This is a genomic window from Roseofilum sp. SBFL (genome assembly GCF_017746885.1).
In the GTDB taxonomy this organism is placed as follows: Bacteria; Cyanobacteriota; Cyanobacteriia; order Cyanobacteriales; family Desertifilaceae; genus Roseofilum.
In genome coordinates, this window is record NZ_JAGHZH010000036.1 from 12,344 (window position 1) to 28,615 (window position 16,272).

Below are 16,272 nucleotides of genomic sequence, written 5' to 3' on the forward strand. Positions count from 1 at the left end.
TACATCATGGACAAAGCCAACAAGCTACGACAATTAACTCCTTTACAGCGATCGCTCTTAGCCATAGAAAAATTAGAATCTAAACTCAAGAAACTAGAAAACTCTCATCAAGAGCCAATTGCGATCGTCGGTCTAGGCTGTCGATTTCCAGGAGGAGTCAATAGCCCAGAATCCTTCTGGAACCTTTTATCTGAAGGAACCGATGCGATTACAGAAATTCCTCAAAATCGCTGGAATCTCGAAGACTACTATGACCCTAACCCAGAAACTCCCGGCACAATCTACACACAATCTGGGGGTTTTGTCAACCCATTAAAAGAATTTGACGCAGAATTTTTCAACCTTTCAGCGAAAGAAGCAACCTCTCTCGATCCTCAGCAACGATTGCTTTTAGAAGTCACGTGGGAAGCCTTAGAACATGCCACCATTAATCCCCAACATTTAATGGGAACCAAAACAGGGGTTTTCATTGGCATTAGTACCCATGACTATCTGCAAAAGTTAGCTAGTCGCGACCTCAAAGAAATTGATGCCTATATGATTAGCGGGAATGCCAATAGTACCGCATCAGGAAGACTTTCCTATAGTTTAGGATTAGTCGGGCCAAACTTTGCTGTAGATACCGCCTGTTCATCCTCACTCGTTAGCCTACATTTAGCTTGTGCCAGCTTAAGAAATAGAGAAAGCCATGTCGCTCTAGCCGGCGGTGTAAATTTCCTGATTTCACCCTTAATTCATATCAACCATTCTAGAGCCAGAATGTTATCGGCTGATGGCAGATGCAAAACATTTGATGCTAAAGCCGATGGATTTGTGCGCAGTGAAGGCTGTGGAATAGTTGTCCTCAAACGTTTATCTGATGCCCAAGCTGACGGCGATCGGGTATTAGCAATTATTCGAGGAACAGCCATCAATCAAGATGGTCAGACCAGTGGATTAACCGTTCCCAACGGCATCTCACAGCAAGCGGTAATTGCTCAAGCTCTCAAGAATAGCCAACTAGACCCAAAAGAAGTCAGCTATATTGAAGCTCATGGTACAGGAACGGCTTTAGGCGACCCCATTGAAGTTGGGGCTTTAAGAGCGATTTTTAAAGACAGTCACTCCCCCCAAAATCCGGTCTTCATTGGCTCGGTAAAAACAAATATTGGTCATGCAGAAGCGGCTTCAGGAATTGCGGGTTTAATTAAAGTTGTTTTGCAGCTTCAACATAAAACAATTGCTCCTCACTTACATTTTCAAAACCCAAATCCTTATATTGAGTGGTCAGAAACACCGGTACAAGTGCCGACTCAAGTCATGCCATGGACGACTGAAAATCAATCCAGAATTGCTGGAGTTAGCTCCTTTGGTTTTAGTGGTAGTAATGCCCATGTAATTGTGGAAGAAGCCTCCCATATCAAGGTGAAGTCTCCCCGGCAAGAGTCGGAGCGATCGTATCATTTACTGACTCTTTCTGCGAAAACAAAACCCGCATTATCTGACTTAGTGAATCGATATAGAAACCATATCCAAGATTATCCTGATTTAGAACTGAATGATATTTGTTATAGTGCTAATACAGGACGTGCCCATTTCAAATATCGGTTAGCAATCCTAGCTTCTAGCAAGCAAGAATTAATACAAAATCTCCAGGATGCTGAACAGGAGAAAGAAGATAGGAGCGTCGGGAAAATTCTCAGCAGTGGAGAAGCACCTAAACTAGCTTTTTTGTTTACTGGACAAGGCTCCCAGTACCTGAATATGGGAAGGCAGTTGTACGAAACTGAGCCAGTATTTCAGAAAGCGATACAAGAGTGCGATCGCATCCTGAAGACTGAGCTAGATTATTCCCTGATTGATGTGCTTTATCCTGATGAAGTAGACCCTAACGTTTCAGATCTCCTTCATCAAACTCAGTATACGCAACCCGTCTTATTTTCCTTAGAATATGCTTTGGTTCAACTGTGGAAATCTTGGGGAGTTGAACCCGATAGTGTAATGGGTCATAGTGTCGGTGAATATGTGGCGGCTTGTGTGGCAGGAGTCTTTAATTTAGCAGAAGGACTCAAACTGATTGCCGCACGGGGACGGTTGATGCAGAAGTTGCCAGAAGGAGGAGGAATGCTGGCAGTCAGAGCCGCAGAATATCGGGTGAGAGATTGGATTAGAGCCTATGGAAATCAAGTCAGTATTGCGGCTATTAATGGACAGAGTAATGTGGTGATTTCAGGAGAATTGCTTAGTCTCGAAAAAATCGCCCAAGCTTTAGCAAAAGAAAATATTAAAACCAAATTTTTACAAGTCTCCCATGGGTTTCATTCTCCGTTAATGGAACCCATTTTAGAAGAATTTGCCAGCATTGCTCGTCAAGTCAACTATCGTCAACCCAGTATTCCCATTATTTCTAATGTAACCGGGACAAAAGTCGATCGGGATATCGCCACTGCGACTTATTGGGTGAATCATATTCAAGAGTCGGTACGTTTTGCCCAAAGTATGGAGACGTTAGGTACGACGGGTTATGGAGTATTTGTGGAAATTGGCCCGCAACCGATCTTACTGGGAATGGGGAGTCAATGTTTACCTGAAAATAAAGGAATTTGGCTGCCCTCTTTGCGTCCTGGGATAGAAGACTCTATACAGATTTTATCGAGTCTGGGGCAACTCTATAGTCAAGGAGTGGATATCGATTGGTTGCATTTTTGGCAAGACTATAAGCGAAAAAAAGTTGATTTACCGACCTATCCTTTCCAAGGAAAAACCTATTGGATTGAATCCGATCGGCAGGATAAAACAATCCAGAAAGATCGGGGTCTGGATTTGGGAAAATATTTTTATCATCTGCAATGGCAACTGCTTGATCCGGTTGAGGAATCGGTCGAATGTCCTCCAGGGAATTGGTTGATTTTTGTTGACGATTGTCAAAGCTTGAGCGATTCATTAGGAACTCTGCTGCGAGAAAAAAATAAGAAGGTTAGTTGGGTTTATAAGGGAAGTGGTTATGAACAAATCGCAGAAAATGAATATAGAGTTAATCCGGAACATCCGCAAGATTTTGAAGACTTATTAGAAAATCTAAAATTAGCTGGGCGAGAGAACTTTGAAAACATCCTTTATTTGTGGAGCTTGGATACTCCGCCAACCGAGCAGTTGAACTTAGAGCGTTTAAAAGTCGCTCAGGATTTTGGCTGTGGTGGAATTTTACATTTAGTGCAAGCCTTGCTGAAAGGCACGAGTTTAGGAAAATTATGGATTGTTACCCGTGGAGCGCAATCTGTTTCACTAACTCCGGAAAGGGTGAATGTGGCGACATCGTCTTTGTGGGGATTGGGTACAGTGCTGTCGTTAGAACATCCTCAATTGTGGGGAGGATTAGTCGATTTAGATCGGGAAAAACAAGAGGATGAAGGGCAGAAATTATGGCGTTTAATTGATAATCTGGACAAGGAAGATCGTTTGGCAGTGCGAGGAGAACAGATCTATTGTTCTCGTTTACTTCAATTACCGGTGTCTGAGCCAAAACCGGTGGTTCTAGATCCAGATGGACTTTATTTAATTACAGGAGGAACGGGAGCGTTAGGATGGCATACGGCGCAATGGATGGTCAATCAAGGGGCAAAACATCTCCTGTTAGTCAGCCGTCACGAACCTTCCGGCCAGAAACAGGCTAAAATTCGGGCATTAGAAGAGGAGGGAGTTGAAGTACAGGTTGTTTTGGCAGATGTGCGCGATCTCCAACAACTCTCGCTTATCCGACAACATCAGAGTCGAGATCGCCCCCTCAAAGGTATCATTCATGCCGCTGGAGTTGTCGCCATTGAACCCATAGAAGAGATATCCCTGGGTCAATTGCAAGAGATGATGGCAGCTAAAGTACTCGGGGGCTGGAATTTGCACCAATTGAGTCAAGACCTAGACCTAGACTGTTTTGTTACCTTCTCTTCCATTGCAGCGGTATGGGGTTCAATCGGTCAAGCTCACTATAGTGCGGCCAATGCATTTTTAAATGGTTTAGTTCACTACCGTCAAGCTCAAGGATTACCCGGTTTATCCGTGAACTGGGGACCTTGGTCAGGAGGCGGAATGGCTGGAGAAAAAGAGTTACAGGAGTTAAGCAAACGAGGAGTCAATCCCTTATCTCCCCAACAGGCGATCGCCGCTTTAGAACAGATTTGGCACAGTGGACGTGCCCAGACTACCATCGCCAATGTAGACTGGACGATATTAGCCCCACTGTATCAAACGGGACGGCAACGACGGCTATTAGATGAGATCCCTGTTGATTTGCCTCAATCTTCAAGCCCAGAACAAACGTCAGAAATCCTACAACAGATTCAAGCGGCACCCAAACATCAACAAAAAGAGTTATTGCTCACCTGCGTTCAACAGGAAGTAGCCAAAGTCTTAGGATTATCTTCCAACCAACTGCCGAACCGAGAACAAGGCTTTTTTGAATTAGGGATGGATTCCCTAATGGCTGTTGACTTAGGGACAAATCTGACTCGTCTGTTGGGCGTTTCCTTACCCTCCACGCTCACGTTTGATTTTCCCAACATCGAGCAACTGAGTCACTATCTGGCGACAGAACAATTAACCGTCGATCCAGCGCCAACCCCCGCTCAGTTGGCTACTCCATCCTCCTCCCTCAAAGAGCCGATCGCCATTATTGGCATCGGTTGTCGATTTCCTGGAGGCGCAACAGACCTCGATCGATTCTGGCAAGTGCTGGCCACAGGAACGAATACGCGCCAAGAAATTCCGCCAGATCGTTGGGATTTTGAGTCCGTAGGCGATCGGATCGCCACTCCCTACGGCAACTTTCTCTCAGAAGTCGATCGCTTCGATCCCACGTTTTTCGGCATTGCTCCCAGGGAAGCCACTGCCCTCGATCCCCAACAGCGCTTGCTTCTAGAAGTCACTTGGGAGGCTCTCGAACGGGCCTGTGCCGTGCCTCAACGGTTAGCTCAACAGCCTGTTGGTGTATTTATTGGTAATGATGGACAAGATTATGCCGAATTAGTCCATCAACATTTAGCCCAAGAACCAGATAGTCCGATCGCTCTCCATGCTGGGGTAGGCAATACCTTTTCGGGCATGGCTGGTCGTCTGTCTTATACCCTGGGATTAACGGGGCCTGCCATAGCCATTGATACCGCTTGCTCTTCTTCCTTGGTCGCCCTTCACCAAGCGTGCAATAGTTTGCGCTTGGGAGAATGTGAGATGGCGATCGCCGGAGGCGTGAAGCTCCATCTGACCCCCACCTCCTATCTGCTCGCTTCCCAAGCTAATATGCTCTCGGCTGATGGTCTGTGCAAAACCTTCGATGCAACAGCAGATGGCTACAGTCGCGGGGAAGGCTGCGCGATCGCGATCTTGAAGCGATGGTCAGATGCCCAAAAAGACGGTAACCCAGTGCTGGCAGTCATCCGAGGCAGTGCAGTCAATCAAGACGGGCCCAGCAGCGGGTTCACCGTTCCCAATGGTCAAGCTCAACAGCGCTTAATTCGCCAAGCATTACGCCAAGCGGAGATTGACCCCCAAGAGATCGGTTACTTAGAAGCTCACGGAACCGGAACCTCCTTAGGCGATCCGATCGAACTCAATGCTGCGGCGGCGGTGTTAGGTGAAGGACGTTCCCAAGACTGTCCCTTATGGGTTGGCTCAGTGAAAACCAATATCGGCCACTTAGAAGCCGCCGCCGGAATATCGGGAGTCGTGAAGGTGGTGTTAGCGATGCAACATCAGACCCTTCCTCCCCATTTGAATTTTAATCAGCCCAACCCCAAAATCGATTGGGACAATTCGGCGATCGCCGTCCCCACCCAACTCACCCCTTGGACCGTTCCCGGAAAGCGCTATGCTGGCGTGAGTTCATTTGGATTTACCGGAGTCAATGCCCATGTCATTCTGGAAGAAGCCCCTGCCCCAGATCCCCAAGACTACTCCGTAAATCCCTCAGATCGTCCCTATCATCTCGTCACCCTATCGGCAAAAACCGAAACGGCACTTCAGGAATTAGTCACTCGAGTGCAGCGTCATCTCGAATCCCATCCCCACGTGAAGCTTGCAGACCTAGCTTACAGTCTGAACACCGGTCGTGCTCACCTCGAACATCGACTTGCTCCGATCGCCTTCAGTCTACAAGACCTACAAGAAAAACTGTATCGCTGGCAAACCGGACAACAAACCCCCGAGCTTTGGAGCGGAGATCTTCCCAGTCTAATGTCCTCCCCTAAAGTCGCTTTTCTGTTTCCTGGGGAACCTTTAGACTCTGGCAACTGGGGAGAGAACTTGTATAAACAGTCCCCCATCTTCAAAGCAGCGATCGATGAATGCGATCGCCTCCTGAGTTCTCAGTTCCCCAGCTCGATCGTACAATTCCTCTATTCTCACTCCCAAGAAAGCCAACCTGAACAACCGATCCGGCGATCGGCTCTATTTGCCCTAGAATATGCCCTCTGTCAGTTATGGATGTCTTGGGGCATTGAACCCGATCTACTCTTCGGTCATGATGTGGGAGAATACGTCGCCGCTTGCGTCGCTGGAGTCTTCAGTCTAGAAGACGCATTACGTTTAATCACAGCAGACTCAACCCACTTAACCTCAATAGCTCAGGCGATCGTCTACTCTCCCCCTCGTATTCCCCTTCTCGCGATCGCAGACTCCCACCCCCCTATCTCCACACCAGATTACTGGATAACCCCCCGCCAACTCCCTTATCCATGGGCAGAAAAAATCCAAACCTTACAAGCACAAGCAGAGTATCTCTTCCTAGAACTCGGGCAAACCCCAAGTTTATCGACAACAGAGCAACACTCGACTCCTCAAAAGCCAGATAATTATTTCCTATCCTTATCCTCTCAAGGTCAAGAATGGCAACAACTCTTATCAAGTTTAGCTCAGTTATATGTCCGAGGAGTCAACGGTGATTGGTTAGGATTCGATCGCCCTTACCTCCCGAACCGTAAACCCCTCACCTTACCAACCTACCCATTCCAAAGAGAACGATATTGGCTTAAAACGCCTCACTCAGTTCTGACTCAAAATCAGAGTTCCGTTAACCCCAATCCTCCCCTGCCCGAAACCCCTGAAATCTTAGCTCAAAACTTGCAACAGTTCGGTGACCTATCCCCCAGCGAAATTGCCTTACTGCCGAAACTCCTAGACCTCCTCAAACAGTATCAAAACAATCCACAAGATCCTCCAATTGAACCCGATCCGCTTGCCCCTTGGCTCTACGAACTGCATTGGAAACCAAAAGCCAATTTCTCTGGCGATCGAGCCGCTAAGTTTTTGCCCTCTCCTCAAGACTTATATTCAACCCTCAATACAACGTCTCAACGCCTTTTAGCCGAGAATGACCTACAGAACTATACCGAAATTTCCGCCCATTTAGAATCCCTCAGTGTAGACTATATCATTCAATGCTTACAGGAAATCGGTTGGTCTTACCCCGTAGGAGAGCAATTAGAAACAGCAACTCTCATCGATCGATTCGGTATCCTTCCCAGTGCCTCTCGGTTATTCAATCGGATGCTACAAATCCTGGCAGAAGAGGGAATTTTAAACCAGGAAAATCACCACTGGCAAGTCCTCCAACCCTTGCCAGAAATCAATCCTAAGAGGCAGCATCAAAACCTTCTCAATCAATATCCCACGGCTAAAGCTGAATTAACCTTGCTTGGGCGTTGCGCGAGTCAACTGAGCCAAGTTTTACGAGGCACCATAGATCCGGTGCAGTTGGTTTTTCCGCAAGGAGATTTTACCGATGCCATTGAAATGTATCAAGGCTCTCCAGCAGCCAAAGTGATGAATGAGTTGATCGAAAATGTAGTGGTTAATAGCTTGAAAACTATTCCCGATCGCCAAGGCATAAAAATTCTCGAAATTGGAGCCGGAACCGGAGGCACAACCCGCTCAGTCCTCCCCCATTTTGCGCCGGAACAAACCCAATATCTTTTCACAGATGTGGGCAGTTTATTCACCACTAAAGCCCAACAAAAATTCCAAGATTACAAGTTTGTTACTTATCAAACTCTCGACATCGAAGTTAATCCCAATACTCAAGGCGTTGAGTCCCATCACTACGATATTATTATTGCCGCTAATGTCCTTCATGCTACCCGTAGTTTACAGGAAACCTTATCCCATGTGCGGCAACTCTTAGCACCTGGCGGACTGTTAATCTTATTAGAAGCCAATATTCAGATTAGATGGGTGGATTTGATTTTTGGACTCTTAGAAGGATGGTGGAGATTTGAAGATACAGAACTGCGACCTGACTATCCGTTATTGAGTCGCGAACAATGGAAAAAGCTGCTACAAGAGACGGGATTTAGTCAAGCCATTACTGTTCCTGAATTTGACCCGATGCCCTTGGTTTTATCTCAGCAAGCAGTAGTCGTTGCACAGGCGGATAAAACGGGCGAATCCTCTCCTCAATCCCTGGAGAAAAACTGGTTAATTTTTGCCGATCGACAATGCTTAGGTCAAGCTTTGGCTAAAACCCTGGATTCCAGGCAAGAAAACTATCGATTGGTTGTTCCAGGAGAGGGAATCAATCCCCAAAATCCTCAAGAATTTGACGATCTATTGACCTCCTTCTCTTTATCGTCATCCACTCAAACCCATGTCGTTTATCTCTGGGGATTAGATAGCCCTCGTTTAGATCAAATGAGTCCAGAAGCGATTCAAGAAAATCTAAGCTGGCACTCTCAAAGCCTTTTATATTTAGTCCAAAGCCTCTCTCGACTGAACCGGCTCTCGTCTTGCCGCTTATGGATCGCAACACAAGATTCACAACTGGTTGTTGCTGATTCATCTTTATCCGGATTAGCTCAATCTTTCCTCTGGGGAATGGGGTTGACGATTTCTCTGGAATATCCAGAGTTATGGGGCGGACTCATTGATTTAGATCCCCAGGTTTCTTGGGATGAATCCAGTCGAATTTTATGCACAGAAATTGATACTCCAGAAGGAGAAGACCGAATTGCATTTCGAGGACAATCTCGTTATGTTCAGCGATTGGTTAAACCCGATCGCCAGTTCTCTAGATCTCAAAATTTGGATAGGAATGCTACTTATATCGTTGCTGGAGAATTAGGCGGTTTGAGTTTACCCATAACGGAGTGGATGGTAGCTCAAGGTTTCCGAGATTTGGTCTTAATCAGTCCTGAGCAACCATCAGTGGATCAAAACACTCAAATTAATCAGTTACAAAACCAGGATACGCAAATCAGGTGGATTCAAGCTGACTTGACTTGTTGGGAGGAAGTACAAAGGGTTTTTGCTGAACTGGATAGGGATAAAATCTGCTTAAAAGGTATTGTTTATACAGGCAAAATAAGTAACATTAAAGGTATAAAAGAAAAAATATTTTCTGAATTAGAAATGGAAGTTCATCGTGGTATATTAGGACTATGGAATTTACACCAAATCACTCAGAATCGCGAGTTAGATTGCTTCGTGAATTGTTCTTCTTTGGCTGCTGTGGTGGGTTTATCGGGTCAGATACAGCAAGGCGCATCGGATTATTTTGCCGATAGTGTCGTCCGCTACAGACAAATCCAAGGATTATCGGGTTTAACTCTGAATTGGGGGGTTTTATCAGTAGGCAATTTAAGGGGTGAAACAGAGTTGGCAGAATTTAAAAAACGAGGGGTGTGTGCGTTGTCTGCTGATACAGCAAAATTAACGTTAACCCGGATGTTACAGAGGAAGCAGGGCCAAGCGATGGTGGCTGATATTGACTGGAGCATCTTTAAACCGCTTTATGAGATGGGGAGACACAGATTACTGCTCGAGGAGATAGAGCTTCAATCTTTAAGTCATGAAGGTCAAGAGCAGACCGGTCAAATTCTGGAACAGGTGAATCAGGCTTCAGAGAGCGAACGGATGGATTTAGTCATTGGTCATATTCAACAACAGACGATGAGAGTTTTGGGACTCAAAGAAACTCAAATGCCTAGGGCTGAACAAGGCTTTTTTGAAATGGGGATGGATTCTTTAACATCGGTGGAATTCAAGACTCGTCTGGAAGCCGATTTCCACTGTGCTTTACCGACGACATTAGTTTTTGAATTTCCTAATATCTTGAGTTTAGCGGAGTATATCGGGCGAAAAGTTATGGGTTGGGATAGAGAGGAGGCAGAAATCAGTAAATCGGGATCGAATCAGTCTCTTGAACGAGAGATTGAAGAATCAACGGTTGATGTCGGGCAGCTTTCTGAACAGGAGATGGAAGATTTGATTAATCAAGAATGGGCAGAATTAGGACTTGAAAACGATGAGTAAATCTAGCGAACTTTCCCCTTTACAACGCTCTGTGTTGGTGATTGAAGGATTAAAAAATAAGATCAAAACTCTGGAAAATGCCCAAACGGAAGCGATCGCCATTGTCGGGATGGCCTGTCGTTTTCCCGGAGGCGCAAATACTCCGGAAGCCTTTTGGCATCTTTTATCTGAGGGAGTCGATGGCATTAGTGAATTCAAGGGCGATCGCTGGAATGTCAATGACTACTATGACCCCAAACCGGGAACTCCGGGGAAAATGTACACCCGTGAAGCAGGATGTGTGGACAATATTGACCAATTTGACCCGCATTTTTTCAATATTTCACCGCGAGAAGCGATGACCATTGACCCCCAACATCGTTTACTGCTAGAGGTCAGTTGGGAAGCTTTAGAGCAGAGCGGTAATATTCCCGACCGAGTACAAGGGAGTCCCACCGGAGTTTTTGTGGGCATCAGTGCCACAGAATATAGTTGGATTGCCAAACAATCCAACGCTGACCTGAGTATGGGAGCCTATGCAGTAACCGGTTTACCCTTATATGGTGCAGCCGGTCGCTTATCCTATACCTTTGGATTAACTGGCCCTTCCATGGCGATCGATACAGCCTGTTCTTCTTCTCTAGTGGCGCTCCATCAAGCCTGTAATAGCTTACGCCAAAAAGAATGTGACATGGCTTTAGCCGGTGGAGTGAACCTATTTCTTTTGCCGAATGGCTTTATTTGGCTCTCTCAAGCCCAAATGTCCTCCCCCGATGGTCGGTGTAAAACCTTTGATGAGGGTGCCGATGGTGCGGGTTGGGGATCGGGTTGTGGGATGTTAGTCCTCAAACGTCTATCGGATGCTTTAGACTCACGGGACCCTATTTTAGCAACCATTCGAGGCTCTGCGGTCAATCAAGATGGGCCAACCAGTGGCTTTACGGTTCCCAATAGTGCTTCCCAGCAGCAGGTGATTCGTCAAGCCTTGAGAAATGCCCAACTGAATCCTTCTCAGGTGAGTTATATTGAGGCTCATGGCACAGGAACGCCCCTCGGAGACCCCATTGAATTAAGATCTTTGGCGGAAGTGTTTGCCCAAGACGGGGCGAGAAAGGAGCCTTTGGCGATCGCCTCAGTGAAAACGAATATCGGTCATTTGGCTTCCGCAGCAGGCATTTCTGGGGTGATGAAAGTCATTTTACAGTTGCAACATCAACAGATTGCGCCTCATCTGCACTTGAAACAACCTACCTCTAAATTTAATTGGCCAGAGACTTCCTTCTATATTCCCACCCAACTCACCCCTTGGGAAGTTAAAGAAGGTACGAGAATTGCAGGAGTGAGTTCTTTTGGTGCCAGTGGAACCAATGCCCATATTCTCTTGGAAGAAGCGCCTCTAGCGAGTCGAAGTGAAGCAGAATTCGAGCGTCCCTACCATCTCTTAACTCTATCTGCAAAAACTGAAAAAGCCCTATCTGAGTTAATTGAGCGCTACTCAACCCATTTGGAAACCCATCGAGAATTACAACTCGCTGATATTTGCTTTACGGCTAATACGGGGCGATCGCATTTTAATCATCGTCTGGCACTTTTAGCTCAGGATCGACAAGAGTTACTCGATAAACTGCGAGGTTCTGAACAAAATCGATGGTCGGGATACCTGCAAAATGAGGCCAAACCCCCTAAACTTGCCTTCCTCTTTACCGGACAAGGCTCTCAGTATTTAAATATGGGCAAAGAGTTGTATGAAACTCAACCCATTTTTCGCCAAGCTTTAGAGCAGTGCGACGAAATTTTACGCTCCCAACTCGATTGGTCTTTACTAGACCTTCTCTATCCTCAGACGAGTGATTCAGATGCTCTCTTAGATCAAACTGCCTATACTCAACCCACATTGTTTGCCTTAGAGTATGCCCTCGTTCAACTGTGGAAATCTTGGGGAATTAAACCCAATTGGGTGATGGGTCATAGTGTGGGAGAATATGTAGCCGCTACCGTCGCTGGGGTGTTTAGTTTAGAAGACGGTTTAAAACTGATTGCTGCACGGGGCAAGTTGATGCAGAACTTACCCGGAGAGGGGACAATGGCAGCCGTTATGGCATCCGAAGAAACGGTGAAAGCGGCGATCGCCTCCGACCCTACTATATCCCTTGCCGCCATTAATGGCCCGACCAGTGTCGTTATTTCTGGAGCCAGAAACGCCATCACCCATTGGTGCAACCAGTTAGAGTCCCAGGGGATTAAAACTAAGTTGCTCAACGTTTCCCATGGATTTCACTCTCAGTTAATGGAACCCATATTAGCGGAGTTTGAGGCGATCGCCAATTCCATCACCTACCACGTGCCTAAAATTCCCCTCATCTCCAATCTCAGTGGAACTCGCGCCGACTCTAGTATCGCTACAGCTCGTTACTGGGTCAATCATATTCGTCAACCCGTCCGATTTGCCCCCAGCATGGAAACCTTACATCAAGAAGGATGTAAAATTTTCCTCGAAATTGGCCCCAAACCCATCTTATTAGGCATGGGACGATACTGCATTTCTGAGCCTGAAATTTTGTGGTTACCGTCCTTACATCCAGCCATCCAGGACTGGCAACAAATCCTATCAAGTTTAAGCCAGTTATATATCAGAGGGATTAAAGTCGATTGGAAAGGCGGCGATCGTCCTTATACTCGTCAAAAATCCATCTTACCCACCTATCCATTTCAACACCAATCTTATTGGGTAGAAATACCTGAATTGGCAGAAAAACCCTCTTCTGATATCATGCCTAATTATTATGCCAGATTAGCCATCCAAGCTTTTAAAAATGGTCAGTTACAGGAGTTTCAACACCACTTAGAACAGGTTGAAAACATGTCGAATCTAGAACTAGAATCGTTTTTAAAGACCCAAAGTCAATCCCCCATCTTTGCATCCCTATTAGCTGGTGATTGGGAAAAGGTATCTGAGATTTCAACTCAAGTTGAACAGATGTCCGAGGAGGAAATACAGTCTACAATTCGCTAAAAGTAAAATAGTAAAAATCTATAAAAGTCATCAAAAAATAGGGTAATGCATTATGAATCAGTTTGAAGATTTGGCTCAAATATTTCAGCGACTGTCTCGACTCTCTCCAGAACAACTGCGAGCTTTAGAAATCCTGTTGTTGAACAATGGTCAAAATGGCCCTAATGAGTCGAAAACGCTTCTGGGTGATTACTATGATGAATTATCGGCAATTGAAGATGAAGACGCGATTATTAACTACCCAGCACTTCCCCAAATCATTAATGGCTTTTCCTGGGTGTTTATTGGTGAAAAATCTACCCAATCTTACGAAATAGCAAGAGCCGCTCGACAGGAAATGAGGAGAATGTCCTGGAGAGTCATCGACTTCTCAGCCTGTCAAAGAGCCTTGGATGTGGGCTGTGGTCATGGAACAGATGTCGTTGAACTCACTCGCAAGTATCCCCATTTATCCGTCACGGGATATACCTTATCCAGCAAGCAAGTAGAAATTGGAAGCGGTAAAATCGAGAAATTCAAGTTACAAGACCGCGCGCAAATTTTACGTCGAGATAGTTCTAAAGATGATTTCCCAGGTTCCTACGATTTAGTCTATGGATTTGAAGTCATTTGTCATATTCCCGATAAAAAAGGACTCTTTGATAACATCGATCGCCACCTGAATGAGAATGGACATCTCGTCTTTGCTGACTTTTTCTCCAATGCGTCCTTCTCCATTGACTACGAAGCCCACTCTTCCTATCTAATTACCAAAGCTGAATGGATTGAACTACTCTCTAACCATCATCTGCAAGTCGTCAGTTATGTGGATATTAGCCATGAAGTCGGCAATGGACTCTATGACCCCAATGTACAAGACAATATTGATTATATTTGCCAGCTCAAGAACCTAAACGAAAATGCCAAAACTGGGATTGAGTCCTACATGAACTTATACAAGTTATTGCGTAAGGGATTATTGAGCTATGTCCTGGTCACTGCACAAAAACAGGAGAATCTATCCGTTCAAGAACTGTATGAATTAAACCAGAAACAGCTTGACGTTTCTCTCACTTATCCAGAGGTCTCCCTACAACAGCTTTTCTATGGCATTGAATGGCAACTGCGGGAAGAAAATCCCAAAGTTTCTACAGAACAAAAGCCTGGACATTGGCTGATTTTAGCGGATCGAAACGGGTTCGGGAAACGCTTAAAAGGTTTGCTAGAAAAACAGGGTCAGCAGTGTACATTAGTTTATCCAGAAGGTCAGACTCAACACAAGGAACCAGAAGATTGGGAAGTTAACCCCTTAAACCCCCAAGAGTTTACAGACCTGTGCCAGAAATTAGTGGCAACTCATCCTGAAGATTGGCGAGGAGTGATTCATCTCTGGAGTTTGGGGAGTTCTACTCCAGAAAACTTAAGTGAAGAGGGGTTAAGAACTGCCCAAAATTTGGGCTGTGGCAGTGCCCTACATCTCCTGCAAGGTTTGCTCAAATCGGGCTTAAAGAGGAACTGGCCGAAACTTTGGCTCGTGACTCAAGGGAGTCAACCCGTAGGGAAAAATCCCAAAAACTTAGCCGTTGCTCAATCGAGTTTATGGGGATTTGGACAGGTAGTGTCTTTAGAACATCCTCACTTATGGGGAGCTTTAGTGGACTTAGACCCAGAAACGGATGGGGTGGAAGTATTGCTCGCCGAACTGCTGAATCCCACGGCTGAAGACCGAATTGCGTTTCGTTCTGGACAAGCCTATGTTGCCCGTTTAGCGAAAACCCTAGTGGCTGAGTCGGAAGCGGTATCCTTTACAGAAGACGGTACTTATTTGATTACTGGGGGACTGGGAGCGCTGGGTTTGCGAACGGCTGAATGGATGATTGAGAAAGGAGCAAAATCTCTGATTTTAATCAGTCGAAGTCAACCGTCTCCAGAGAAACAGAATCAGATTGCTCGTTTGCAGGAACAAGGCGCTAAGGTGAGGGCGGTACAAGTTGATGTGTGCGATCGCCAAGCCTTAGAATCTGTAATAGAGAAAATCCCCGACTCCATGCCCCCCCTCAAAGGAGTGATTCATCTAGCTGGGGTTTCTGGAGGGATTGAACCGGTAGAAAACATTACCCATGCAGACTTGGAGTCCGTTCTCGCGGCCAAAGTGACGGGAGGATGGAATCTCCATCAACTGACTCAAACTCTAGACCTAGAGTATTTTGTCTGCTTTTCGTCCATTGCTGCCGTTTGGGGTTCTTTTGGTCAATCTCACTACGGCGGAGCCAATGCCTTTCTTGATAGCTTAGTCCATTATCGTAGCTCTCTGGGCTTACCGGGGATGAGTATTAATTGGGGGGCTTGGTCTGGAGGCGGTATGGCCAATGCAGAAGATTTAGAAGAGCTGAGTAAGCGAGGCGTGTACTCCATTTCTCCAGCCCAAGGGATGGGAGCCTTAGAGCAACTTTGGAATAGCTCTCAGGTGCAAACCACTGTAGCTGAGGTCGATTGGAGTTGGTTCAAAGAGATTTACACCGTGGGTAAGGATCGCCTATTCTTGGAACACATGGGATTGCGATCGCCCGAAGAAGACGAAACGCCCTCCACAGCACCCCAATCTGAAATTCTCACTCAACTGCAAAGAGCGTCTTTGCCAGAGCGTAAAAAACGCTTAACTCAATATATCCAACAAGAAATCGGTAAACTGCTCAAATATCGAGCCAACCAACTTCCCGATTTACAGCTAGGATTCTTTGAAATGGGTATCGATTCCCTCACCGCCGTTGAGCTAAGAAATGAACTCAGTTCCGGCTTATCCTGTGCCCTGAGTGCCGCCACTTTATTTGATTGCTCGAATATCCGGGATTTAGCCGAATTTATCCTCACAGAGTTCTTTACTGAACCCGCTTCTGGGGAGCAAAATCCAACCTCCTCGACTCCATGGAGTGCAGAACTCGGTGACTTATCGGATGAGCAGTTAGAAGATGAAATTTCCCAAGAACTCGAAGGGATTGAAACCTTGTTAGCCGAAGGAGAGTAAC

General features: G+C 45.9%; 3 protein-coding genes. All 3 read left to right on the forward strand.

Annotated features, from left to right (window positions below):
- Positions 1-6 precede the first annotated feature (6 nt).
- Genes J7545_RS03800 through J7545_RS03810 form a run of 3 tightly spaced genes read left to right on the forward strand, consistent with a single transcriptional unit; the run spans position 7 to position 16,271 of the window.
- Positions 7-10,275 carry an SDR family NAD(P)-dependent oxidoreductase gene (locus J7545_RS03800; RefSeq protein ID WP_318719155.1) on the forward strand — a complete coding sequence of 3,423 codons (10,269 nt, stop codon included), beginning with the start codon at positions 7-9 and terminating at the stop codon, positions 10,273-10,275.
- On the forward strand, positions 10,268-13,267 hold the full coding sequence (locus tag J7545_RS03805) for a type I polyketide synthase (protein ID WP_318719156.1): 3,000 nt from the start codon (positions 10,268-10,270) through the stop codon (positions 13,265-13,267). Before J7545_RS03800 ends, J7545_RS03805 begins: the two co-directional genes overlap by 8 nt.
- A 52-nt stretch (positions 13,268-13,319) precedes the next feature.
- A complete protein-coding gene (locus tag J7545_RS03810; RefSeq protein WP_318700744.1) occupies positions 13,320-16,271 on the forward strand; it encodes an SDR family NAD(P)-dependent oxidoreductase in 2,952 nt (983 codons plus the stop codon).
- Position 16,272 lies beyond the last annotated feature (1 nt).